The 24,492-nt window shown below is 58.0% G+C and carries 24 protein-coding genes; 11 read left to right on the top strand and 13 right to left on the bottom strand.

Features of this window, described 5'->3' with window-relative positions; genetic code table 11:
- Window positions 1–12 precede the first annotated feature (12 nt).
- Complete coding sequence (gene kexD / locus CWM61_RS02335; protein ID WP_100630624.1) at window positions 13–3,129, top strand: multidrug efflux RND transporter permease subunit KexD; 3,117 nt, start codon at window positions 13–15, stop codon at window positions 3,127–3,129.
- Window positions 3,130–3,204: 75 nt separating this feature from the next.
- Window positions 3,205–3,741 (top strand): GNAT family N-acetyltransferase, encoded by a 537-nt coding sequence (locus CWM61_RS02330; RefSeq protein ID WP_004151178.1) that lies wholly within the window; start codon window positions 3,205–3,207, stop codon window positions 3,739–3,741.
- Window positions 3,742–3,868: 127 nt separating this feature from the next.
- Here CWM61_RS02330 and CWM61_RS02325 read toward each other — a convergent pair whose 3' ends face one another.
- The 4 genes from CWM61_RS02325 to budA form a co-directional block, all read right to left on the bottom strand.
- Window positions 3,869–4,510, bottom strand: a complete 642-nt coding sequence (locus CWM61_RS02325) for a hypothetical protein (protein ID WP_004200175.1) — start codon at window positions 4,508–4,510, stop codon at window positions 3,869–3,871.
- A 390-nt stretch (window positions 4,511–4,900) separates the two neighbouring features.
- Complete coding sequence (locus tag CWM61_RS02320; RefSeq protein ID WP_008804546.1) at window positions 4,901–5,671, bottom strand: (S)-acetoin forming diacetyl reductase; 771 nt, start codon at window positions 5,669–5,671, stop codon at window positions 4,901–4,903.
- 23 nt (window positions 5,672–5,694) lie between these two features.
- Complete coding sequence (alsS, locus tag CWM61_RS02315) at window positions 5,695–7,374, bottom strand: acetolactate synthase AlsS (RefSeq protein ID WP_100630623.1); 1,680 nt, start codon at window positions 7,372–7,374, stop codon at window positions 5,695–5,697.
- A gap of 9 nt (window positions 7,375–7,383) precedes the next feature.
- Window positions 7,384–8,163, bottom strand: a complete 780-nt coding sequence (budA, locus tag CWM61_RS02310) for an acetolactate decarboxylase (protein ID WP_100630622.1) — start codon at window positions 8,161–8,163, stop codon at window positions 7,384–7,386.
- A 106-nt stretch (window positions 8,164–8,269) separates the two neighbouring features.
- Here budA and CWM61_RS02305 point away from each other — a divergent pair, with 106 nt between their 5' ends.
- The 3 genes from CWM61_RS02305 to CWM61_RS02295 all read left to right on the top strand — a co-directional run bounded on the left by CWM61_RS02305 (window position 8,270) and on the right by CWM61_RS02295 (window position 10,178).
- Window positions 8,270–9,142, top strand: a complete 873-nt coding sequence (locus tag CWM61_RS02305; RefSeq protein ID WP_004145376.1) for a LysR family transcriptional regulator — start codon at window positions 8,270–8,272, stop codon at window positions 9,140–9,142.
- 91 nt (window positions 9,143–9,233) lie between these two features.
- Complete coding sequence (locus CWM61_RS02300) at window positions 9,234–9,626, top strand: cell envelope integrity TolA C-terminal domain-containing protein (RefSeq protein ID WP_074385613.1); 393 nt, start codon at window positions 9,234–9,236, stop codon at window positions 9,624–9,626.
- Window positions 9,627–9,836: 210 nt separating this feature from the next.
- Window positions 9,837–10,178, top strand: a complete 342-nt coding sequence (locus CWM61_RS02295) for a hypothetical protein (RefSeq protein ID WP_074385614.1) — start codon at window positions 9,837–9,839, stop codon at window positions 10,176–10,178.
- A 53-nt stretch (window positions 10,179–10,231) separates the two neighbouring features.
- Here the strand turns inward: CWM61_RS02295 and CWM61_RS02290 are convergent, their stop codons facing one another.
- Genes CWM61_RS02290 through CWM61_RS02265 form a run of 6 tightly spaced genes read right to left on the bottom strand, consistent with a single transcriptional unit; the run spans window position 10,232 to window position 15,956 of the window.
- Window positions 10,232–11,002: a 3-hydroxybutyrate dehydrogenase gene (locus CWM61_RS02290; protein WP_074385615.1), complete on the bottom strand. Its 771-nt coding sequence runs from the start codon at window positions 11,000–11,002 to the stop codon at window positions 10,232–10,234.
- A 23-nt stretch (window positions 11,003–11,025) separates the two neighbouring features.
- On the bottom strand, window positions 11,026–12,420 hold the full coding sequence (locus CWM61_RS02285; protein ID WP_008804551.1) for a GntP family permease: 1,395 nt from the start codon (window positions 12,418–12,420) through the stop codon (window positions 11,026–11,028).
- 44 nt (window positions 12,421–12,464) lie between these two features.
- Window positions 12,465–13,388 (bottom strand): 3-hydroxyacyl-CoA dehydrogenase family protein, encoded by a 924-nt coding sequence (locus CWM61_RS02280; protein ID WP_074385616.1) that lies wholly within the window; start codon window positions 13,386–13,388, stop codon window positions 12,465–12,467.
- An 11-nt stretch (window positions 13,389–13,399) separates the two neighbouring features.
- The gene (locus CWM61_RS02275; RefSeq protein WP_100630621.1) at window positions 13,400–14,581 is read right to left on the bottom strand and encodes an acetyl-CoA C-acetyltransferase; all 1,182 of its coding nucleotides are present in this window, start codon (window positions 14,579–14,581) and stop codon (window positions 13,400–13,402) included.
- 9 nt (window positions 14,582–14,590) lie between these two features.
- Window positions 14,591–15,247, bottom strand: coding sequence for a CoA transferase subunit B (locus CWM61_RS02270; protein ID WP_012541466.1), 657 nt, complete (start codon window positions 15,245–15,247; stop codon window positions 14,591–14,593).
- Between the two features lies 1 nt (window position 15,248).
- The gene (locus CWM61_RS02265; protein ID WP_074385618.1) at window positions 15,249–15,956 is read right to left on the bottom strand and encodes a CoA transferase subunit A; all 708 of its coding nucleotides are present in this window, start codon (window positions 15,954–15,956) and stop codon (window positions 15,249–15,251) included.
- Window positions 15,957–16,096: 140 nt separating this feature from the next.
- Here CWM61_RS02265 and CWM61_RS02260 point away from each other — a divergent pair, with 140 nt between their 5' ends.
- Window positions 16,097–16,987 (top strand): LysR family transcriptional regulator, encoded by an 891-nt coding sequence (locus CWM61_RS02260; protein WP_165784113.1) that lies wholly within the window; start codon window positions 16,097–16,099, stop codon window positions 16,985–16,987.
- 47 nt (window positions 16,988–17,034) lie between these two features.
- Here the strand turns inward: CWM61_RS02260 and CWM61_RS02255 are convergent, their stop codons facing one another.
- On the bottom strand, window positions 17,035–17,175 hold the full coding sequence (locus CWM61_RS02255) for a hypothetical protein (RefSeq protein ID WP_002908189.1): 141 nt from the start codon (window positions 17,173–17,175) through the stop codon (window positions 17,035–17,037).
- 290 nt (window positions 17,176–17,465) lie between these two features.
- Here CWM61_RS02255 and CWM61_RS02250 point away from each other — a divergent pair, with 290 nt between their 5' ends.
- Window positions 17,466–18,374 (top strand): DUF535 family protein, encoded by a 909-nt coding sequence (locus tag CWM61_RS02250; RefSeq protein WP_077268379.1) that lies wholly within the window; start codon window positions 17,466–17,468, stop codon window positions 18,372–18,374.
- A gap of 82 nt (window positions 18,375–18,456) precedes the next feature.
- Here CWM61_RS02250 and CWM61_RS02245 read toward each other — a convergent pair whose 3' ends face one another.
- Together CWM61_RS02245 and CWM61_RS02240 are read right to left on the bottom strand one after the other, a co-directional pair.
- Window positions 18,457–19,674: an MFS transporter gene (locus CWM61_RS02245; RefSeq protein ID WP_074385622.1), complete on the bottom strand. Its 1,218-nt coding sequence runs from the start codon at window positions 19,672–19,674 to the stop codon at window positions 18,457–18,459.
- Window positions 19,675–19,879: 205 nt separating this feature from the next.
- The gene (locus CWM61_RS02240) at window positions 19,880–20,356 is read right to left on the bottom strand and encodes a winged helix-turn-helix transcriptional regulator (protein WP_061154321.1); all 477 of its coding nucleotides are present in this window, start codon (window positions 20,354–20,356) and stop codon (window positions 19,880–19,882) included.
- Window positions 20,357–20,416: 60 nt separating this feature from the next.
- Here CWM61_RS02240 and CWM61_RS02235 point away from each other — a divergent pair, with 60 nt between their 5' ends.
- From CWM61_RS02235 to chrA, 4 genes are all read left to right on the top strand, one after another.
- Window positions 20,417–20,665, top strand: coding sequence for a tautomerase family protein (locus CWM61_RS02235; protein WP_004175772.1), 249 nt, complete (start codon window positions 20,417–20,419; stop codon window positions 20,663–20,665).
- A 186-nt stretch (window positions 20,666–20,851) separates the two neighbouring features.
- Window positions 20,852–22,048 carry an MFS transporter gene (locus tag CWM61_RS02230; RefSeq protein ID WP_227520631.1) on the top strand — a complete coding sequence of 399 codons (1,197 nt, stop codon included), beginning with the start codon at window positions 20,852–20,854 and terminating at the stop codon, window positions 22,046–22,048.
- Window positions 22,049–22,176: 128 nt separating this feature from the next.
- The gene (locus tag CWM61_RS02225; protein ID WP_100630619.1) at window positions 22,177–23,136 is read left to right on the top strand and encodes a chromate resistance protein ChrB domain-containing protein; all 960 of its coding nucleotides are present in this window, start codon (window positions 22,177–22,179) and stop codon (window positions 23,134–23,136) included.
- Complete coding sequence (gene chrA, locus CWM61_RS02220; protein WP_100630618.1) at window positions 23,105–24,472, top strand: chromate efflux transporter; 1,368 nt, start codon at window positions 23,105–23,107, stop codon at window positions 24,470–24,472. Before CWM61_RS02225 ends, chrA begins: the two co-directional genes overlap by 32 nt.
- The last annotated feature ends 20 nt before the right edge of the window (window positions 24,473–24,492 follow it).

The raw sequence follows: 24,492 nt of genomic DNA, 5'->3' as shown, positions 1-24,492 counted from the left end.
GAAGTACACCTGATGCCGCACTTTTTCATTGAGCGACCCATCTTCGCATGGGTTATTGCCCTGTTTATTGTTCTGACGGGACTGTTGTCCATACCTCGTTTACCGGTTGCGCAATACCCTGAAGTTGCGCCACCCGGTATTATCATTTCAGTGAGTTACCCTGGAGCCAGCCCGGAAGTGATGAACACATCCGTCGTGTCTCTGATCGAGCGTGAAATTTCGAGTGTTGACAATTTACTCTATTTTGAATCTTCCAGTGACACGACAGGGATGGCGTCAATTACGGTAACTTTCAAACCCGGCACCGACATCAAACTCGCCCAGATGGATCTGCAAAACCAAATTAAAATTGTGGAATCCCGCCTGCCGCAGTCGGTAAGACAGAATGGGATAAATGTTGAGGCAGCTAATTCCGGTTTTTTAATGATGGTGGGGTTAAAATCGCCAAGCGGAGCCTATCAGGAAGCTGACTTAAGCGATTATTTTGCAAGGAATGTTACTGATGAACTCCGTCGCGTATCTGGTGTAGGTAAAGTCCAGCTTTTTGGCGGAGAAAAGGCACTCCGCATATGGCTGGACCCGATGAAATTACACAGCTATGGGCTCTCTGTTACGGATGTATTAAGCGCCATCAGTCAACAAAACGTGATTGTTTCACCGGGCAGAACCGGAGATGAACCCGCGACGAGCAGTCAAGAGGTGACCTATCCAATAACGGTAAAAGGGCAGCTCTCTTCGGTTGAAGAATTTCGCAATATCACGATTAAATCACAGGTCTCAGCCGCCCGGGTGACACTGGCAGACGTTGCCCGCGTGGAATCCGGGTTGCAAAGTTACGCATTTGGCATCCGTGAAAATGGCGTGCCTGCAACGGCTGCCGCCATTCAGTTGTCTCCTGGCGCAAATGCGATTAGTACTGCGTCGGGTATCCGCGCGCGATTAACAGAACTGTCCGGTGTGCTTCCCGAGGGAATGACATTCACCGTGCCTTTCGATACGGCTCCATTTGTAAAGCTATCGATATTGAAGGTAGTTGAGACATTTGTTGAAGCCATGGTTCTGGTCTTTTTCGTGATGCTGCTTTTCCTTCACAAGATACGCTGTACGCTTATTCCTGCGATTGTGGCACCCGTGGCGCTGCTCGGCACATTTACCGTAATGCTATTAAGCGGTTATTCCATCAATATTTTAACCATGTTTGGAATGATACTGGCCATCGGGATTATTGTTGACGATGCTATTGTTGTGGTGGAGAACGTCGAACGACTGATGGAAGACAAAAAAATGTCTCCACAGGATGCAACGCGAGAAGCGATGCGTGAAATTACGCCGGCAATCATTGGTATTACGCTGGTGCTCACTGCGGTGTTTATACCAATGGCCTTTGCCAGCGGTTCTGTGGGTATTATTTATCGACAGTTCAGCATTTCGATGGCGATATCCATTTTACTGTCGGCATTCCTGGCGCTGACGTTAACGCCTGCGCTTTGTGCAACCCTGCTCAAACCACATGTTATTCATCAGGGTAAAAGCAGCGTATTTTCAGCGTGGTTTAACGCTCACTTTCATCGCCTGACTTCGTTTTACGCCACTGGTCTGGGATTTGTACTGAAGCGTACTGGCCGTATGATGATGATCTACGCTGCATTATGTTTGGCATTGTTTGCCGGGCTGTCCACCTTACCATCATCATTTTTACCCGATGAAGATCAGGGTTATTTTATGTCCTCAATCCAGCTTCCTTCTGATGCCACGATGCAGCGGACGCTTAAGGTCGTCGATACATTTGAAGAGGAGATCGCCCATCGGCAGGCGGTAGAAAGTAACATTATGATTCTGGGATTTGGTTTTTCAGGGTCAGGCCAAAATTCGGCCATGGCATTCACCACCCTCAAGGACTGGAGACAACGCAAAGGAACCACGGCACAGGAAGAAGCTGACCATATTCGGTCCCAAATGGCAAACGTGCCGGACGCCGTAACAATGAGTCTGCTGCCTCCGGCTATTTCTGATATGGGAACCTCATCCGGGTTCACTTATTATTTACAGGACAGAGGGGGGAAAGGCTATCAGGCACTCAAAAAGGCGGCCGATGAGCTTATTGTACAGGCAAATCATAATCCTCACCTTGCCGATGTCTATATTGATGGACTTGGTGAGGGAACAAGCCTTTCCCTGCATGTCGACAGGGAAAAAGCGGAAGCCATGGGGGTTTCGTTTGATGAAATAAATCAAACCATTTCCGTTGCAGCAGGTTCCAATTATGTTAATGACTATACCAATAATGGTCGGGTTCAGCAGGTTATCGTCCAGGCGGATGCGCCATACCGGATGCAGCCTGAACAACTTTTGGCTTTGTCTGTTAAAAACCGTCTGGGGCAGATGCTTCCATTATCCACTTTTGTGACGCTTTCGTGGAATGTTGCACCGCAGCAACTGATACGCTATCAGGGATATCCTGCCATACGCATAACCGGGAGTTCCGCACAGGGAAAATCGTCAGGTACCGCAATGGCGGCAATGGACAATCTGGCTAAGCACTTACCACCGGGGTTCGCCGGTGAGTGGGCGGGAAGTTCGTTACAGGAAAAAGAGTCTGCATCACAGCTTCCGGGTCTTATTGTGCTCTCGGTACTGGTGGTATTCATGGTGCTGGCTGCTCTTTACGAAAGCTGGTCCATTCCCTTCGCGGTCATGCTCGTTGTTCCTCTGGGGCTGCTCGGCGCTGTGCTGGCCGTATCCGTTACAAATATGACGAATGACGTCTTTTTCAAAGTGGGTCTGATAACCCTGATTGGACTTTCCGCCAAGAATGCGATTCTGATTATCGAGTTCGCGAGACAATTGATGAAAGAAGGAAAGAGCCTTATTGACGCCACATTGACGGCTGCAAAGCTACGCTTACGGCCAATTCTGATGACTTCTCTGGCTTTCACATTAGGTGTTGTTCCGCTGATGCTTGCCAGTGGAGCCAGCGACAGCACGCAGCATGCGATTGGTACCGGTGTATTCGGCGGGATGATTAGCGGAACGCTACTGGCCATTTTCTTTGTTCCGGTATTTTTCGTGACGATCACACGATTTACAGGCATGCGAAAATACAGACTGGGGAATAGCCGGAACGGCTAATCTCTGCCCTGTGTTCCGGCCAGTTTAAAGCAGACTTCTTGCTGAACTGGCTGGCATTACATTATCAAGGACATTATGACCATCATTACCACTCAAAGATTAATCATTCGCCATTTTAAGGAAGAGGATGCGGCAGCTCTTTTCGATTACCTCTCTTCACCACGTACTCCTTGCTTTAAGGATGAAAAGTTACATTCACTCGCTGAGGCAGAGGTCGACGTGGCTAAACGAGCCTCTGACCCAACACAGTTTGCCGTTTGTCTAAATGAAACCGATACGTTAATCGGACATCTTTTTGCGGACAATAGCAACGAGCCAGACAGCAATACCTGGTCAGTAGGCTGGCATTTTAATCAACGTTTTGAACATCAGGGATATGCAAGCGAGTCAGTTGCTGCACTGTTTGATTATTTATTTAAAGTAAAAGGCGCCAGACGTTTGTATGCCTGGGTGGAAGATTATAATTACTCCTCTCAAAAACTATGCGAGCGACTACTTATGCGACGTGAAGGATGTTTTAAAGAATTTGTCTCCTTTGAAAACGAGGAGGGTAAGGCAAGGTATGACGACACATACATCTATGCGTTACTGCATAAAGAATGGACGAAGTAGAGGACGAAGAAAAATGTCCGCTCCTCGCTCATGGCGGACCTTTGGCTCAGTTAACAGTTCGCGCCGTGCCAGAAGCGGATCTCGCTTACTGCCAGGTATCAGTATTTACGGGAAGCAGATCAGCAGGCTAGGGATATCTATTATTGAGTATTGAACTGAAATCGTATGTCTTGGATTTAAAATCGTTTGCGGGTGGGATATAGGCATTGAGCTTTTTACTGATGCTTGATACTCTCAGAGCACAAGCAGCGACCCAACACCATACTATAAAAGCCACAATAACGACGTATAGAGATTTCAAAATCTCTATACCATCACTCTGTGAAGAACCTCTGTATATCTCAGCACCGATATATAATAGCAACGATATTAACACAAAAGGTATTATCCACTTATGGAATTTATGAGGGTATATATTCCCGTTAGTAATTGTGTACATGCCCTGATAACGCAAGACTGCCTTCAAGGACGGAATTAATGACTGTGCATAATCGGAACTCAAGCATATGATTTTATAAGATAAATGCCAATCTCTATGCAGTCCGAACGACTGTAGGCGGAACTGCTGTTCCGCCTTTGCTAACGGATCGGAGATGGGTACAGAAGAGGTTCTAAGCCATTCGACTGCTTTTATCTGCTCGGAGGATGAGCGTGAAAAAAAGTCTCTGCGATGAAACTGAATATACTTTTTTGTAATCGCTCCAATGATAGTAAGAATGACTGCGGAAACCACTTGGTTACTAAATAGGTCCTTTATTACCGATATCATAGCTTTTCTCCTGCTTATCTAATTTCTAAAAGAGATAATATTTTATTTTTTAAAAGCTAAAAAATTTGGTTCCTCAATTTTATAGCAACTACAGTTCCTTTCAAAAGATCTCAGTCTAAAGAATACTACTTTCTCCGGCAGCAACTCCATTACCTGTGGTTTAACACGTAGCATAAAGTCATCAATGGAGCTATCCCGTTCCCGAACTTCCGCTCCTCGCTCAAATCAGACCTTCATCCCAGTCAGATTGCCCACGTCGTGCCAGAAGCGTAAGTAGGAACGCCAGAAGCCCGCAAATATTGATGCTTCGTTTTGCTGGGATGCTTACACCCAAACAAAAAAAGCCCCTGCGTGAAAGCAGGGGCAAGCCATGTCAGAGCTTATTTTTTATTAGTTAAATACCATCCCGCCGTCGATCAGCAATGACTGACCGGTCATGTAATCAGAATCCGGGCTGGCAAGATAGGAGACGCAGGCGGCGACATCTTCCGGCTCGGACAGCCGACCGAGAGTGATGCGTTTGGCGAACTCGGCGGTACCGTAACCCAACGGTTTACCGGCGGCTTCGGACACCTGGCGGTCAATTTCGGCCCACATTGGCGTTTTGACAATCCCCGGGCAGTAGCCGTTGACCGTGATGCCCAGCGGCGCGAGGTCGCGAGCGGCGGTCTGGGTTAAGCCGCGTACCGCGAATTTGCTGGAGCTATACACCGCCAGCTCCGGGTTGCCGACGTGGCCGGCCTGGGAACAGGCGTTGATGATTTTCCCGCCGTGACCCTCTTTCTTAAAGGCCTCGACCGCCGCCTGAATGCCCCAGATCACCCCTTTGACGTTGATGTTGTAGACTTTGTCGACAATCTCCGGGGTGATGGACTCGATCGGCGTGGACGGCGCCACACCGGCGTTATTGACGATGACGTCGAAGCCGCCCAGCGTTTTGCGTGCCTGTTCGACGGCGGCAAACACCTGATCGCGGTCGGAAACATCCACTTTCACCGCCACGGCGTGTCCGCCGGCCTGGTTGATTTCCGAGGCGACCGCTTTGGCGGTGGCATCGTTATAATCGGCAATGGCCACGGCAAATCCATCCTTCACCAGACGAAGGGCGATAGCTTTACCAATCCCCTGGCCGGCGCCGGTAACAAGTGCGACTTTTTTCATTTTCCTTTCCTTATTGTGATGACTTACAGAATCTGACTCAGATGCAGCTGACCCATCAGCAGCGGGTTATCGCGATAATCCACCGGGATGGCCACCACCGCCGGGCCGTCGACATCCATCGCCGCGCGCAGGGTCGGTTCCAGCGCCTTGGCGCTTTCCACGGCAAACCCTTTGGCGCCGAAGGATTCGGCATAGGCTTTAAAATCCATCGGCCCGAACTCGACGCCGGACAGGCGCTGGTATTTTTTCTCTTCCTGGATGGCCACCATGTTGTAGCCGTTATCGACCCAGATGAGATGCAGCACGTTGGCTTTCAGGCGGACGGCGGTCTCCAGCTCCATGCTCGACTGCAGGAAGCCGCCGTCGCCGGAGACGGAGACCACTTTGCGCTCAGGATTGACCAGCCAGGCGCCGATGGCCCAGGGCAGGGCGACGCCCATGGTCTGCTGGCCGTTGGAGATCATCACCTGACGGGCGCGGAAGCTGTACAGGTAGCGGGCGATCCAGATATGGAAGCTGCCCATGTCCACGGTCAGCGTGACGTCGCTGTTGACGATATCCTGCATGGCGCGAACGATGCGCAGCGGATGCAGGGCAAACTGATTCAGCTGCGCGCCGCGGCGGTCCAGCAGCTCGCGCTGGTGCTGGCGGTCGCGGAGGATCTCCGCCGCCTGCGGGGAGAGCACCAGCCGGTGATCGATATTTTGCGCCAGCTTGTTGAGGGTGCCGGCGATATCGCCCACCAGCTCGACATTCGGGGTATAGTTGCGCTCTTCATAGGCGGGCAGCACGTCGATATGCACCAGCGTCGCGTTGCCGCTGTTCCACATCGCCGGTTCATATTCCACCGGGCTGTAGCCGATGCAGATCACCAGGTCGGCGAGCTGCAGCAGACGGTCCCCGGCCTGGTTGTTAAACAGCCCGACCCGGCCGGCGAAGCGAGAGAAGTTATCCTGATTCACCGCCCCGGCGGCCTGATAGGTGCTGGTGACCGGAATATGGCTGGCCTCCAGCAAACGGCGCAGCGCCGCGCTGTTTTCCGGCTGGCTGGCCATCAGGCCGAGCAGGAAGATCGGGTTCTTCGCCTGAGCGATAAGCTTCGCCACCTGATCGATGGCGTCATCCGGCGCGGCGCCCATCTGCGGTGCCCGGCTGGCCGGCAGCACTTTACCGCTGACCGGACCATCGACCACATCCTGCGGCAGGCTGACGAACGCGCTGCCCGGGCGGCCCTGCTCGGCGGCACGGAAGGCGTTGGAGACCACTTCCGCCAGCGCATCCGGCGCCGTCACCTCGACGGCGTATTTGGTGACCGGGCTGAACATCGCCACCGTATCCATACTCTGATGGACCTGCTTCGCCTTATCGGCGCGTTTCACCGCGCCGCCCAGGGCGACCACCGGGTCACCTTCGCTGTTGGCGGTGGCCATGCCGGTGATCAGATTGGAACAGCCCGGACCGGAGGTGACCAGCGCCACGCCCGCTTTGCCGGTAATGCGTCCGACCGCGGCGGCCATAAACGCGGCGTTGGCTTCGTGGCGTACCGGAATAATGCGAATCGAGGAATCCAGCAGTGAGTCGAACACCTTGTCGATTTTGGCGCCGGGGATGCCGAAGATCTGACGTACGCCCTGAGCTTCCAGCTGGCTGACGACGAGATCGGCGCCGTGCGCCCACTGGCGTACCGGATACTGTTTGTCCATGTGAACCCCTTAACTTTCTACGGAACGGATGGCGGCATCGAGATTATCGGGATGCAGATTGGCCTGCAGGAACGCGCTGTCGGCGGGCAGGTCGATCATCAGCTTGTGAATTTCGCCGAAGGTCAACACCCCGTGATCGAGCTGGTAATCCAGCAGGTGACCACCGCCTTTGCGGTCATCGGTAATAAAGTGCTCGTGATACCCGGCGACGTTGATCCCCTGCATATGCTGCGGGGTACGGAAGCCAACCAGCACCCCTTCGCGCTGGTTAAAGCGGAACACCGGCTGATCGTCGAGGACGTCGGTCATCGCCCGGTACGGCGGCGTCTGGCGCGGCACAGTGCGGGTATGGGCATGGCGGAAATGGCCGTCGATGCGCAGGGCGCAGAACAGGTTGTCTGAGGGAATTTGCTGGTCAATAACGTCGTGCAGTTGCTGGCGGCTCACCGGATGGTCAAAGGTTTTCCGGTACTGCGGCTGGAACCAGGTCATCACCGCGAACGGCGTTTTCTGCTCCGGCTGGGCTTTGCGCGCGCTACCGTCGGCGCGCAGCTGATAGACCTGACTGCTGAAGGCGATCAGCTCCCCGTCCAGCTCATTAAAGGTCCCAAGGCCGAAATCGCCGTGTTTCAGCAGGTCCGCGATGGTGGTGCTGCCTTCGTAAACCCCGCTCAGCAGGGCGCTCATGAGCGATGTCTGATAGAGCACGCTCTCCGGATGCTGCGCGGAAAACGCCCGTAGGGTTTCGCACAGTCTCTCTTCGCAGGTGCATTCAGCAGAGTGATTCATATACCACTTCCTCGTTCAACAAATATAAGAAAGGTTAAATAAATGTTGACCCGATTCAGCTCACAGTTCCAATATAGAAACCATGCTGGTTTGAGACGTTTTCGATATGGAACTTCGTTATCTTCGTTATTTTGTCGCCGTCGCCAGGACGCGGCACTTCACCCAGGCCGCTAAGGAACTGGGTATTTCACAACCTCCGTTAAGTCAGCAAATTCAGCGACTTGAGCGAGAGGTGGGGACCCCGCTGTTTCGGCGTTTAACCCGCGGGGTGGAGCTGACGGAAGCGGGAGAGTCGTTCTATGAGGATGCCCGCCAGATCCTCGCCATGAGCGATGCGGCGCTGGAGAAGGCCAAGGGCATTGCGCGTGGGATGAACGGCAGCCTGTCGCTAGGCATTACCAGCTCTGATGCTTTCCATCCGCAAATCTTCACGTTGCTGCATCGTTTTCAGCTCGACCACCCCGGGGTGACCCTGCACCAGATGGAAGACAATATGGCCAATCTGATGACCGCCCTGAGCGAGGCCGAGCTGGATATCGCCTTCGTCCGTCTGCCGTGCGAGAGCAGTAAAGCCTTTAATCTGCGGATTATTGATGAGGAGCCGATGGTCATCGCGCTGCCGCGCGATAACCCGCTGGCGACGCAGCCGACCCTGGCTCTGGAGCAGCTGCGCGACGTGGCGCCGATCCTCTTCCCGCGGGAGGTGGCCCCCGGGCTGTATGAGCTGGTGTACAACAGCTGCCTGCGCGCCGGAATCGACATGGAGCGTGCCTGGCAGTCGTCGCAGATTTCGTCGTCGCTGAGCATGGTCAATGCCGGGTTCGGCTTCGCGCTGGTCCCGCAGTCGATGACCTGCATTCAGCAGCCGAACGTCAGCTATCACCCGCTCAGCGGGGCGCCGCTGAAGACCGACATCGCCATCGCCTGGCGGCGCTTTGAGCGTTCGCGCACGGTGAAACGCTTTCTGGCGATGTTTTAATTGTCTCCCCTGATAATTGGCAGGCCGCATGCTCTTGCTTTCACGTTACAGTTAGGCGGTCTTTCAGTGCTTGTACAAACAGGGAAGGATTATGAAAAAAAGAGTGATGCAGGTGATGTTGCTTGCGGTGCTTAGCGGCTGCACGCCGCTGCACCCGTCAGATTGCCATAAAACCTCGGCCCTCGGCAGCTGTAGCTCCGGACGTTTTAGCGACGAGGATGAATATGGGCAGCAGGCAAGGGCGATTAAAAAAGCGCTGGAGGCCCAGCTTGCCGATCGATATGCGTGGCACGGGAAAAAGTGCCGTCTGCATCTTGAGTTTGCCCGCGATGGTAAACTGGAAAAAATCGACGCCGTCGAGGGAAATAAAGCATACTGCGCCGCGCTGCGCGAAGCGGCAGCACGGGCGACCTTCCCGGCATTTACCAGTCAGCAAGTCTATGATGCCTTTGCCCGGTCACGTTTTAATATGCAGGGAGACTAGATTGAGGAAAGTCTTTTTTGGTTAACTAACTAATAATTTCCCGAGAGAAAGGAGGGGTGATATTAATATGTAACTGCAATGTGTTTTTTATTGTTTTCAACAGTAGGTTATTGTATTAGCTGATTAAATTAATGCTTTTAAGTATTTCAGGAAATAGAAATTGAATTTCACAGGGTTAAATCATTTGCTGCCTTAAACAAGGAGTGGTCAGTGAATAAAATTAATTTACAGGTGTGGTCAACATTCAGACTTTACGGCAAAATTTGTGAAAATTGCTCCGGCGCAATGGCACTGTGTTTGTTGCAAGCGCTGGCAATGTTGGGTTGTCTCAGCAACCGTGGTGTGGGGGGGGCATATTACTGGCTATTAACGTTTATAGCTGTTTTAGCCACCGTTGGTTTCCTGGGGTCTCTCATTAGTATTGGTAACACCATCTGTTTCTATACCAGAGACCGGAAAATCGAGTGTTATATCATTTATGCTGTTTTTTATCCTGTGGTGATTGGCGTATTGATCACTGCAGCTGCCACCTTGAAGTCAATTGGCGGTTAGTCAGCCTGTCGCTGCAGTAACAGGGGAGCCATTACCAGACTCCCCGAGTTCGTCTACTGCGCCACCCAGCCGCCATCCATGTTCCACGCGGCGCCGCGCACCTGGGCGGCGGCGTCGCTGCACAGAAACAGCGCCATTTCGCCCAGTTGCTGCGGGGTGACAAACTCCCCGGAGGGCTGTTTTTCCGCCAGCAGCTGGGCGCTGGCCTGCTCCGGATCGACCCCCTCGGCGATGCGCTTATCGATCTGCTGCTGCACCAGCGGGGTCAGCACCCAGCCCGGGCAGATGGCGTTGCAGGTAATGCCGCTGCGCGCGGTTTCCAGGGCCACGGTTTTGGTCAGCCCGACCACCGCGTGCTTGGCGGCGACGTAGGCCGATTTCTCTTTCGACGCCACCAGGCCATGCACTGAGGCTATGTTGATGATGCGCCCCCAGTTGCGCTGGCGCATGCCCGGCAGCGCCAGGCGAGTGGTGTGGAAGACGCTGGAGAGATTGATCGCGATAATATCGTTCCATTTGTCCACCGGAAACTGATCCACCGGGGCGACGTGCTGGATGCCGGCGTTATTGATCACGATATCGACGCCACCGAAGGTGCTTTCGGCATAGTGCATCATCGCCTCGATCTGCCCGACGTCGCGCAGGTCGGCGTCGTGATAGCCGGGGATCTTGCCCAGCGCGGCGACTTCAGCGCGGGCGTGGCTGCTGTCGCCGAAGCCATTGAGCACCACCTGCGCGCCCGCCTGAGCCAGCACTTTGGCGATCCCTAAACCGATCCCGCTGGTGGAGCCGGTGACCAGCGCCGTTTTACCGTGCAAATTCATTTTATTACTCCTTCAATCTGGTATCAGACAATGCCGGTCACATAGAACGTGGCAATGACAAACAGTACCGCGAGGCTTTTGATCACTGTGATGGCGAAAATGCCGCCGTAGGCCTGGCGATGGCTCAGGCCGGTGATCGCCAGCAGGGTGATCACCGCCCCGTTATGCGGCAGGGTATCCATGCCGCCGCTGGCCATGGCGGCGACGCGGTGCAGGACCTCGAGCGGAATATTGGCGGCGTGGGCGGCGGCGACAAAGGTCTCGGACATCGCCGCCAGCGCGATGCTCATCCCCCCGGAGGCCGAGCCGGTGATCCCGGCCAGCACCGTGACGCTGATCGCCTCGTTTAACAGCGGATTGGGAATGGCCGCGAGGGCTTTCGACAGCACCAGGAAACCCGGCAGGGCGGCGATAACCGCGCCGAATCCGTACTCAGAGGCGGTGTTCATCGCCGCGAGAATAGCGCCGCCGACCGCCGTTCGGCTCCCCTCCGCCAGCCGGCCACGGATATTGCGATAGCCGCAGACCAGCACCAGCACAATGCCGGAGAGCAGCGCCGCCTGTACCGCCCAGATGGCGGTGATTTTCCCCACTTCGGTGACGACAGGCTTCGCCAGACCCGGCAGGGTGAGCTCATGGCTGGCGCCGTACCACTGCGGGATCCAGTGGGTAAACAGCAGATTCAGTACCCCTACTAACAGCAACGGGGCGATAGCGATCAGCGGATGCGGCAGATCGATGTCATCCGGGGTTTCCGGCTCATTTTGCAGGTCGGTCCCATAGCCTTCGCCGCGGGCCTGCGCTTTGCGGCGCTGACGCTCCAGCCACAGCAAACCGAAGATGATGATGAACAGCGAGCCGATAAGCCCCAGCCAGGGGGCCGCCCAGGCGTTGGTGCCGAAGAAGCTGGTGGGAATAATATTCTGGATCTGCGGCGTGCCGGGCAGGGCGTCCATGGTAAATGAGAATGCCCCGAGGGCGACGGTGGCCGGGATCAGCCGTTTGGGGATCCCGCTCTGGCGAAACAGTTCGGCGGCGAAAGGGTAGACGGCAAAGGCCACCACAAACAGCGACACCCCGCCGTAGGTCAGCAGGGCGCACACCAGCACGATCACCGGGATCGCGTGGCGGCGTCCGAGGATGCGGATGGCGGCGGCGACAATCGACCGCGAGAACCCCGACAGCTCAATCAGCTTGCCGAACACGGCGCCCAGCAGAAACACCGGGAAATAGAGCTTCACGAAGCCGACCATTTTTTCCATAAACAGGCCGGTAAAGGCCGGGCCGACCGCGCCCGGGTCGGTGACCAGCACCGCGCCGAGGGCGGCGATCGGCGCAAAGAGGATCACGCTGTATCCACGGTAGGCCGCCAGCATCAGTAACGCCAGCGCGGCCAGGGCAATTATCACACTCATCACGACGTCTCACTCTCATTGTTATTGTAGGGGTACAGAACGCGATACTAGGGCTTCAGGGCATAGCGAAGCTGATGTTCCCGGCGCGACTGGATGCGCTGTTGCCGCGCCTCATCCCAGCGGTAAAAGCCTTGCCCACTGCGGGCGCCGGTGTCGCCTCGCGCCACCTTCTCCGCCACCAGCGACATCATCTCCGTCCCGCTGGCCAGCTCCGGCAGCAGGTGCTGGCAAATATCCTGGACCGTCGCCAGCCCGGTCATGTCCGCTGCCTCCAGCGGGCCGACCATCGCATAGCGGCGGCCCAGCGAGGCGCGCATCACCTGGTCCACCACCTCGGCAGAGGCAATGCCGCTGTGGACGATATGCAGTGCTTCGCGCAGCAGGGCGAACTGCAGCCGGTTGCCGACAAAGCCCGGCGCGGCGCGATTGAGCACCACCGCTTCCAGCGCGCAGGCGGCGCAAAAGTCGCTCACCTGGCGCGCCAGATGGGGCAGTGTGGCGCTCCCGGGCACCACTTCCACCAGCGGGATCAGGTGCGGCGGATGCCAGAAGTGGGCGATCAGCAGCCGTTCAGGGTGGCGCATGCCCTGCGCCAGCGAGTCCGGCGGCAGGCCGCTGGTGTTGCTGGCGATAATCGCCTCGTCGGCGATCAGCGTTTCCAGTTCGGCATACAGGGCGTGCTTCAGTGGTAGCCGCTCGGGGATCGCTTCTATCAGCAGCGTGGTGTCGGCCAGGGTATTCAGCGCCGGGGTGGGGGTCAGACGGGCCAGCACGGCGTCGCGGTCGGCGGGATCCTGCTGGCCGCTGGCCTCCAGCTCGCACAGGATGGCGCTGGCCACCGCCGGAACCTCGGCGAGACGCTGCGGATCGGTGTCATACAGGCGGACGGCGTGACCGTGACGGGCGAAATGACAGGCGATGCCGACGCCCATCAGTCCCGCGCCGAGTACCGCCAGGCGTGGTGTAAACATAGTAGCTCCTGTTAACGTTGAAGGGTCATGGCGATGCCCTGGCCGCCGCCGACGCACAGGGTTGCCAGCCCTTTGCTGGCGCCCCGGCGCTGCATCTCATGCACCAGACTGACGAGGATCCGGCAGCCGGAGGCGCCGATGGGATGGCCAAGGGCGATGGCACCGCCGTTGACGTTGACCTTCTCGCTATCCCACTCAAGCAGCTGACCGACGGCCAGCGCCTGGACGGCAAAAGCCTCGTTAGCTTCGATAAGATCCACCTCGTCCAGCGTCCAGCCGGCGCGCTGCAGCGCTTTGCGGCAGGCGCTCACCGGGCCGATGCCCATCACCGATGGGTCGACCCCGGCGACCGCTGAGCTGACAATGCGCGCCAGCACCGGTAGCCCGAGCGCGTGCGCTTTATCGACGCTCATCAGCAGGACCGCCGCGGCGCCGTCGTTCAGCGACGAGGCATTCCCGGCAGTGACGCTGCCGTCAGCGGGACGAAACGCCGGGCGCAGCTGGGCCAGCTGCTGCTCGCTGGTCTCCGGGCGCGGTTGCTCGTCGTCAGTCACGACACGCGGCGGCTTTTTGCCCTGCGGGACGCTGACCGGGACGATCTCCTCACGAAAACGCCCGGCGGCGATGGCGGCCGCCGCTTTGCGCTGGGACCCGGCGGCAAAGGCATCCTGCCGCTCGCGGCTGATGTCGAAGGCGTCGGCGAGGTTCTCGGCGGTAATGCCCATGTGGTAGTCGTTAAAGGCGTCCCACAGGCCGTCCAGAATCATGCTGTCCTGCAGGCTGGCGTGGCCGAAACGCAGGCCGTCGCGGGCGCCGTGCATCAGGTAGGGGGCATTGCTCATGCTCTCCTGGCCGCCGGCGATGACGATCTCGGCGTCGCCGCAGCGGATCGCCTGCACCGCCTGCTGAACCGCTTTCAGCCCGGAGCCGCACACCAGATTGACGGTGACCGCCGGGGTGTCCACCGGCAGGCCGGCCCGCAGCGCGGTCTGGCGCGCCGGGTTCTGCCCGCAGCCGGCGGTGAGCACCTGGCCGAAAATCAGTTCGTCGACCGCCGCGGCGGGCGGCGGGCAGCGTTCAAGCAGGCTGCGTACCACCGCGGCGCCGAGGTCAACGGCGGAAAGAGGGGCGAAGGCGCCGCGAAAGCTGCCGACCGGGGTGCGTACTGCAGCAACAATGGCAATATCGGTCATGATCTCTCCTTAGCTGAAGCGCATTTCGCGCACATCGTCGGCCACGATCAGCCGTCCCGCCGTTTTACGCATCACCTCGTCGGGGCTCACCCCCGGGGCCACCTCGCGCAGGACAAACGCGCCGTCGACAATGTCCAGCAGGGCCAGGTCGGTGAGCACCCGGCGAATACAGCCCACGCCGGTGAGCGGCAGAGTGCACTGCGGCAGCAGTTTGGATTCACCGTTTTTTGAGGCGTGGGTCATCACCACGATGATGTTCTGCGCGCCGGCCACCAGGTCCATGGCGCCGCCCATCCCCTTGACCATTTTTCCAGGGATCATCCATGAGGCGATGTTGCCGGCGACGTCGACCTCAAAGGCGCCAAGAACGGTCAGGTCGACGTGACCGCCGCGGATCATGGCGAACGACTGGGCGGAGTCGAAGATGGCCGCCCCGGTTTGCGCGGTGACGGTCTGCTTGCCGGCGTTAATCATGTCGGCGTCGATTGTGGCTTCGTCGGGAAATTCGCCCATCCCCAGCAGGCCGTTCTCCGACTGGAGCATCACCTCAATACCGGCGGGAATGTAATTGGCCACCAGCGTCGGGATACCGATCCCGAGGTTGACGTAGTCGCCGTCGCGCAGCTCCTGGGCGACGCGCATCGCCATTTGTTCACGGGTCAGCATCTCAGTGCCCTCCGGCGCGCAGGGTGCGCTGTTCAATACGTTTTTCAAATTGCCCGACGATCAGTCGGTCGACATAGATCCCCGGGGTGTGGATGGCGGAGGGCGGCAGTTCGCCCGGCGGCACAATCTCTTCCACCTCCACCACCGTAATACGCCCGGCGGTGGCCATCAGCGGGTTGAAATTCTGCGCGGTATGGCGATAAACCACATTGCCGTACCAGTCGGCTTTCCAGCCTTTGACCAGCGCGAAATCGCCGCGGATCGCCTCTTCAAGGATGTAGTGCCTGCCGTCGAACTGGCGCACCTCTTTGCCTTCGGCGACCGGGGTGCCATAGCCGGTGGCGGTGTAAAAACCGGGGATCCCGGCGCCGCCGGCGCGAATTTTTTCGGCCAGCGTTCCCTGCGGGGTGAGCTCAACCGCCAGCTCGCCGCTCAGCACCAGCTGTTCAAACAGCGCGTTCTCCCCGACGTAAGAGGCCACCACCTTGCTGATCTGGCGTGACTCCAGCAGCATACCGAGACCGAAGCCGTCGACGCCGCAGTTATTGGAGACCACTGTCAGCCCCTGCACCTGGCGACGCTGCACCTCGGCGATCAAGTTCTCGGGAATGCCGCACAGGCCGAAACCGCCAGCAAGCAGCGTCATGCCGTCCGTTAACCCTTCCAGCGCCGCTTCATAGCTGGCGACGCGTTTATCCAGTCCTGCCATCTTGTCTCTCCTGCCTTGCGATAGCCTTATCATTGGCGCTGGAGACTGATTTGATAATTTTGAATTTGTGACCCACTCATTTGGAATTTTAATTAATTTCCTGTTAACTAATTTTTTTCAATTAGTTAACAGGAAGAAAAATGAGAATGAGTGTCAAACAGTTACGCGCGTTTTTAGCGGTAGCTCACACTCTGAATTTCGCCCACGCCAGCGAAAGGCTCAATTTGTCGCAGCCAGCCCTCAGTTTGACCATCAAGGGGTTGGAGGAGGCGCTGGGTGGCGCGCTGCTGCAGCGCAGCACCCGCAAAGTGACCCTTACCCAGGAGGGGGAACTCTTTCTGCCGATGGCCCGTCAACTGCTGGCCGACTGGGATAACGTCGAGGAGGCCATGCGTCAGAGCTTTACCCTGCAGCGGGGTAAAATTTCGGTGGCCGCGATGCCGTCGTTTGCCGCCAACGTCCTGCCGGAGGCGCTGAAGGCCTTTCGCGACCGCTATGCCGGCGTGAACGTCACGGTGCATGACGTGATTAATGAGCAGGTGATCGAGATGGTGCGCGAGGGGCGAGTGGAGATGGGCATTGCCTTCGAGCCATCGCCCACCCACAACCTGCTGTTTACCCCGCTGGCGGTGGACCGCTTCGTGGCGATCGTTCCCCGGCAATCGCCGCTGGCGAAGAAAAAGCAGCTCACCTGGCAGGAGCTGTTGACCCTCGATTTTATTACCCTTCAGCGTCCCTCGGCGGTACGCTTGATGCTGGAGGAGGCGCTGGCGTGCAGCGGTCGCCAGCTGGACGTGGCGCTGGAGAGTCACCAGCTGGTGACGGTGGGAAGAATGGTGGCCAGCGGCCTGGGGGGCAGCGCGGTACCGGCGCTGTGTAAAACGCAGATGACCTCCCTGGGGGCCGTCTGCATCCCGCTCAGCGATCCGCCGATTGAGAAATGCGTCGGCGCGATCCATGCCGGGCATATGCCGCTGTCAAAGGCGGCGCAGGCGCTGCTGGATACGCTGAAAGGGTTCTTGCCGACCTGAGCAGGCGGGAGGGGCAAAAAAAACCGGCCTGCTGGCCGGTTTGACAATCAGATTTTGCAGGCGTCGCCGCAATCGTCATCGGCAACGATCGCCTGCGCTTTTTTGTCCGCTTCTTCCAGACGCTCCGCGTTGCGTTCTTCTGCTTCATCCAGGCCGCTGAAGACCAGGTTGTCGAGATCAATTTCCATAAGTTACCTATCGTTGCTGGTTTTTAATCAGCGTCAAGTATAGGGCAAAACCGCCAGCGGATGTAGCCGCTCTCCGCGCCGAACGCACAGAGCGTTAAGTCGCTGAGCGCCAGGCTTCCCCTACCATAAATAACCGTTGACAGACTGGCGTTGGCTTTATTAATCACCAGGCAGAATGATTTCCTGTGTATATATTAAATGAAAGGACAACGAAGGAGTAATTAAGCGTTGACGAAAAGCTTTTATGTTAATATGCCCGCGATTATGGATGAATCTATGGATCTTAATCAATGGAACATACTGTTGCAGGCGCCATCAAAGAATGGCGTAAACATAATAAAGTGATCGGTCAGGTCAAAATAAACTATAAAAAAATTTTACGAAAATGCAGAGAGCTCTCGCTCGCAGGAGGTAAATACAGAGAATATCAAGAACTTTGTGCAAAATATCAGTGCGCGCGGTTGACAGCCGTAACCAAAGGGCTGGTGCCTTTCGAGGATAAACCATTTAAGGCGTATCTCAATAAACGGCTGTCAAAACGACGCAAGCTGGATATTGCCCACGGTTCACTGAATTTTATTGAGAAAACGTTTCACCCTGATGTCTTGCCGCAGCTGTACAATGTGGCGGATTTTGGTCGCGCGATGTTCTCTATTCCTTTGAAAAATGGCGATAATCTTGACGTTAAGCTGTTGGCGTCGCCGTTTCAGGAGGAGGGGGAGCTGATGCTGCAGCTGTTTCTCGGTGACCGGCGCGTCTATAGCGTCTGTTTTTCCTGTACCGATGATGGCCGCGCCTATATTGGCGGCATCCAGGGCGGGAAAGATATCACCAATGACGAAGTGAAGGTGCTGACTAAAGAGCTGCATGGCACGCGGCCGAAAAATATCATCATGAGCGTGCTGTATGGTTTCCTGCGTTATTTCAGCATCACCACCGTCTACGCGATCGATTCCGATTACCACGTGAAAAGCGATCTGGTGAAAGCCAGTTATTCATCGCTGTGGCTGGAAATGGGTGGTGAGAAACAGGCTCGCGGCTGGTATAAATTACCGGCGCAAGAGATCAAAAAAAGTATTGAAGAGGTGAAAAGTAAGCACCGCAGCCAGTTTATTAAGCGCGAAGGTGTCAAGGAGTTGATTCAGCTCGATATGGCGAACGCCCTGCAGCACATTACGTTGCGAGCACGGGTGAATTAACGCCTCTCATACGCCAGCCGGGCTGCAGGGGGCTGCTGTCCGGCTGGCGATTTCCTCTTTCCCCAGGTCGCTCTGCCGTAGGTTACTGCCCGCTCTCGCAGATTGGCGGTGACGCGGAGGCGGTGAGCAGTGGAGCGCTGCGCCACCATACTATCAGGGCGACAATCGCGATAACGCTCAGCACGCCGAAGGCGGTGGCATAGGAGTAGTGCCCGGCGATAGACCCGGTTAACGCCGGACTCATTGCCGCCCCGGCGCCCTGCATCAGCATCACCACGCTCTGTCCGGCGTTAACGTGCCCGCTGCCGCGCAGCAGCGAGACGATAAAGCTGGGCACCGCCACCCCCAAAATCCCTGCCGCCAGGCCATCAAGAATTTGCACCGGGACCATCATCGCCGGGGCGTCGCTGGACGCCGCCAGCGCCGCGCGGATGGGCATGATCAGCAGCGCCAGCAGGATGCATCGCCAGTAACCGTATTTGTCGATGCTGCCGGCGACCCGGATGGCCACCGGGATCATCACCACCTGCGAAATAATCACCGTGGCGGCAGCAAACAGTCCGGGATTGAGGTGTCCGGGCGCGGCGGCGATCCGCATGCTCAGCATCGGCAACAGCGCGGCATTGGCGAGATGGAACAGCATCAGGGTCACGCCGGCGATCAGCAGCGGCGTATGGCGGAACAGGATGGCAAACCCCGGCAGGGAGGGCGCGGATGCCGCTTCGATGCCCCGGGCGGCGTCATCGTCTATATCGCCGCCGCGGATCGCCAGCAGGGCGACCAGGGTAAGCAGCGTGGTACAGGCCATCAGAATGAAAATGCCGCCGATGCCCCAGTACCAGGCGATAGCCCCGGCCATTAGCGCGGTGAAAAAATTCCCCGCGTGGTTGAAGGCTTCGTTTTTCCCCATCTGGGCGCTAAAGCCGCGCTGTCTGGCAAGACCGAGGGTAATCCCGGCGATCAGCGGTCCGACAAAGGCCGCGCAGATGCCGCTGGCGACTTGCGAGAGGCCGACCACGCTGGTCTTCTGACTAAACCAGAGCAACAGGGTGGTGAGGGTGATCACCAGGCAAACCCCGGCCAGCAGCAAGCGCTTATGCCGCGAGCTGTCGGTGATGAAGCCGGCGGGCAGGGTCGCCAGCAGGCCGGCGATACCGCCGACGGACATCAGCAGGCCAATGTCCTCCGCCTGCCAGTGACGCTGGGTGAGAAAGATCCCCAGAAACGGGCCGAGGCCGTCGCGCACGTCGGCAATAAAAAAGCTGGTCAGACATAAAGCCCGCAGAGAACGAAGCGACATTTTCTACCTTTAGCATGCACGATCTGCGCGTCGGAATGGCCGGGTCGTGGTTACCGGATGCCTTCATCCTTTATCGCACAGTTCGATGAAACAAAAATGTCCCGCGCTCGTCGGGTACCGTGGCTATGCAACATACCCGCTTGCGGCGGCTTTCGCCAGAGGCGTACGAAAGTTCTGTAGCGGCGCAACCGCGACCTTGTCAGGGTCACGCCTCAGGAGGATCAACCTCCCCGGCTTTGACGATCTGCAGGGCGGCGGGGCTCGCCACGGTGCCGCTGGCAGTAATAAACCCCGGATGGACGGCCTCGCCACTGGCGCTGTCCACCAATGCAATATGCGGCGCGCTGTGCAGCACGTGCTGGTGGCCCCATTCCATCAGGGCGAACAGCACCAGCGCCAGGCTACGGCTTTTATCGGTCAGAACATATTCATACCGTTCGCGGGAGCCGGCTTCCCGGTAAGGCACTTTGCTGAGCAATCCCGTTTCGGTCATGGTTTTTAACCGGGTGGTGAGCGTCTGGCGGGTGATATGGGTGTGCGACAGCATCGTTTCAAAGCGCGTCACGCCGTAAAACGCTTCGCGGAGGATCAACAGCACCCAACGGTCGCCGAGGATTTTCGCCCCTTCCGCCAGGCCGCACAGCGCCGGGTCGAGGTAGGGCAGTGATTTATTTTTTGACATCGCGAGAATGACCTTCTACTCTGAGTTTGAATTTTAGACCTAGATGCTAAGGAGAATAGCGTGCCATTTGTTAACGTGCAAACCATTAAAGGGATCATGACCGCGGAACAGAAAAGTGAACTGCTGCGACGGATGACCGATCTGCTGGTGGAGATTGAGGGGCAGGGCGATCCGCAGTTCCGCCAGTCCGTCTGGATCCGCATTGACGAACATGACCCGGAGCAGTGGAGTCTGGGGGGCGTCCAGCCGACGGCCGCGATGATCGCGGCGAAATTTGCCGCCGCGCGGCGCGACGGATCCCCGGAATAAAACGGGCGGCGAAGCCCGGCCCGGCGATCTGACGCAGAAGAGGGGCCAGATCGCCGGGTGATATTGCGATTCGCTATGGTGCAAAAGCGCATTTTGCGGCTAAGGTAACGGTCAGGGAACCCAACAAGCAGGGCGCGATGCCAGACGGCCAGCCTGGCGCCACTCTCAAACCGGTGAAAACAACGGATGTCTACAGAACACATGCTGCCGCTGGCGGTGCAGAACAAAAATATCCTTCGCCTGGCTGCCGCTCAGGCGCTGGCCGGCGCCAACTCGGTGGTCTTCTACGCCACCGGCGCGATTGTGGGTAACGCGATTGCCCCCAGCCCGTCGCTGGCCACGCTGCCGATCACCCTGTTTGTGCTGGGGATGGCGGCCTCCATTCTGCCTTTCGGCGCGCTGGCGCGAACGCGGGGCCGCAAAGCGGCGTTCAGGCTCGGCACTGGCGCCGGGGTGGTGACCGGACTGACGGCCGCGCTGGCGGTAGTGCTGAATTCTTTTCTGCTGTTTTGTCTCGCCGCGATGCTTGGCGGCGCCTATGCCGCCGTGGCGCTCAGTTTTCGTTTTGCCGCCACCGACGGCGTCGCCCCGGCGCGTCGCGCTCGCGCGCTGTCGCTCGTGATGGGCGGCGGCGTGGCCGCCGGGATCATTGGCCCGATGCTGGTCACCGGCACCATGCACCTCTGGCCGGCACATACCTTCGCCGTCACCTTCCTCGCTCAGGCGCTGGTTGCAGTGCTGGCCGCCTTTCTGTTGAGAGGGGTGACGCCGGCGGAGCCCACCGCGGCCAGCGTGCGCGGTGGGCGGCCGCTGCGCGAGATTGTCCGCCAGCCGGGTTTTGCCACTACGGTATTCAGCGGTGCGGTGGCCTATATGGTGATGAATTTTCTGATGACCGCCGCGCCGCTCTCCATGCATATGCACGGCCTTTCCCAGCAGGCCGCTAACCTCGGGATCCAGTGGCATGTGATGGCGATGTACGGCCCGGGATTTTTCACCGGCCGGCTGATCCAGCGCTTCGGCGCAGTGCGAATGGCGGCTGCGGGATTGCTGATCACCGCCGCGTCGGTGGCGGTCGGCCTGAGCGGTCTCGGCGTGTATCATTACTGGCTGTCGCTGATTTTGCTCGGCATCGGCTGGAACTTTGGCTTCACCGGGGCTTCGGCGAAAATCATCGATTTCCACCGCCCGGAAGAGAAGACCCAGGTTCAGTCGCTCAACGATTTTCTGGTCTTCGGCGTAATGATCGTGGGGTCGTTTTCCTCCGGGGTTCTGCTCAACGCCTTCGGCTGGAACGCCGTGCTGTGGGGCTCCCTGGTCCCGGTTGCGGTGGCGTTGTTGACCCTGCTGCTGCTGCGCCCCTTATCCCCACCCCGCGCTTAGCGCCTGGCCTGCCGCTGCGCAGGCCGTCTTTTGCTTTTTTCAGCTATGCATTGCTGAAGTTCATCTAACCCCGTGCACGTAAAAACGTCACAGACGCTACATGCTGTAGTAATCTCTACAACATGACAATGCATCTCTTGATCCTTAACCTGACGACGTCTCAAGCCACGCTGCGCATGCGTGTCTGGCGAACCCTGAAGCAGAGCGGGGCGGCGGTCCTGCGCGATGGGGTCTATCTGCTACCCGACGTGCGCCAGGGCTATGACACTTTCCTCAGCACCTGCCAGGCGATCCGCGCGGAAGGGGGGGCCGGGTATGTTTTCACGATTGAGGCGGCGGAAGAAGAGGCGCTCAGGCCGCTATTCGATCGCCGCGAACAGTACGACGCGCTGTTGCAGGATCTGCAGGCGCTGCAGGGGACGTTATCCAACGACGAACTGGCGGCTCAGCTGAAACAGCTGCGTAAAATTCAGCGTGACTACCGACGGATCGAGGCCATTGATTTCTTTCCGGGGGCCGCCCGGGAGCAAGCCGCTGAGCGACTGGCCACTATCGAGCAGGTCATTAATCAGCGGCTATCGCCGGACGAGCCGCAGTCGGTGGCGGGCGAACTGAGCCTGCTGGACAGAGGCGCCTTTCGCGGCCGGCTGTGGGCCACCCGCCGACGCCCGTGGGTCGATCGTCTGGCCAGCGCCTGGCTTATCCGGCGCTTTATTGACGACGAGGCGCGGTTCCTGTGGCTGGCCGCGCCCGAGACCTGTCCGGCGACGGCGGTCGGTTTTGATTTTGACGGCGCGCCATTCAGCCATGTCGGCACGCTGGTGACCTTTGAAGTACTGGTCCGGCGTTTTGCGCTGGAGGCGGTGATCCCCGACAGTCTGGGGCGGTTGATCCACTTCCTGGACGTCGGTGGGGTACCGACCCCGGAGGCGGCGGGCGTGGAGAGTGTTCTTGCAGGGCTGCGGGAAACCATTACGGACGATGACCAACTGCTGGCGACAGCTTGCTCGCTGTTCGACGGCTTACTGAGGTCCTGTGAAATGAGGTCTGGCAATCATGAGCAAAACGGTCGTTCTTCCGCAGACTGACAGTCCTTCCGTCGTCGCTTCCGTCTCCTTCTGGCAGGCATTTCGCTTTTGGCTCAAGCTTGGCTTCATCAGCTTCGGCGGGCCTGCCGGGCAGATCGCCATGATGCACCAGGAGCTGGTGGATAACCGACGCTGGATATCGGAAGGGCGATTCCTGCATGCGCTCAATTTTTGTATGGTCCTGCCCGGCCCGGAGGCCCAGCAGCTGGCGACCTATATCGGCTGGCTGATGCATAAAACCTGGGGAGGCGTCATCGCCGGGGTGCTGTTTATTTTGCCCTCTCTGCTGTTGCTTATTGTCCTGGCGTGGATCTATCTCGTCTGGGGGGATGTCGCGGTGGTGGCGGGGATTTTTTATGGCATCAAACCCGCCGTGGCGGCGATAGTATTGCAGGCGGCGCACCGCATCGGCTCGCGGGCGCTGAAAAATGGCGCCTACTGGGCCATCGCTGCCGCTGCTTTTGTCGCTATTTTTGCGCTGAACGTTCCTTTTCCGCTGATCGTCCTCGCCGCGGCACTAGTGGGTTTTATCGGCGGACGGCTGGCGCCGGCGATATTCGGCAAAGCGGACGCCCACCGTGCGCAGAGTCACCCTGGCGGAGCCGCCATCATTGATGACACGACGCCGATCCCGGCCCATGCCATTTTCAGCTGGCGGCGTACCTCCCAGGTGCTGATCGCCGGGATGCTGCTGTGGCTGGTGCCGATGGCCGCTCTGACGCTAATGTTGGGCTGGGCGCATCCGCTGACCCAGATGAGCTGGTTCTTTACCAAAGCCGCGCTGATGACCTTTGGCGGGGCATATGCCGTCTTACCTTATGTTTACCAGGGGGCGGTGACCCACTATGGCTGGCTGACGGCAGGGCAGATGATGGACGGCCTCGCCCTTGGGGAATCGACCCCCGGACCGTTGATCATGGTGGTGACCTTTGTCGGGTTTGTCGGCGGCTACACCAAAGCGGTGTTGGGCGTCGATGATGTGCTGCTGGGGGGCATCGCGGCGGCGTGCCTGGTGACATGGTTTACCTTTTTGCCCTCGTTCATCTTTATTCTCGCCGGTGGGCCGTTTATTGAAACGACCCATAATAAGGTGGGATTTACCGCGCCGTTGACCGCCATCACCGCCGCGGTGGTGGGCGTTATCCTGAATCTGGCGCTGTTTTTTATCTGGCATAGCGTCTGGGGACCGTCCGGTTTCGACCCGTGGTCCGCAGCCATTGCCCTGGGCGCCGCCGGGCTGCTGTTTCGCTATAAGTGGAAGCTGACCTGGGTACTGGCCGCCGCCGCCGCAGTAGGGCTTATCGTCCATATGGCGGGACTGTCCGGCGCAGGATAAGGTCGGCGTTGGGCTGAGAG

It is taken from the genome of Klebsiella sp. K-Nf6 (assembly GCF_002806655.1).
Taxonomy (GTDB): domain Bacteria; phylum Pseudomonadota; class Gammaproteobacteria; order Enterobacterales; family Enterobacteriaceae; genus Klebsiella; species Klebsiella variicola.
This window is presented reverse-complemented; position numbering and strand designations above follow the sequence as displayed.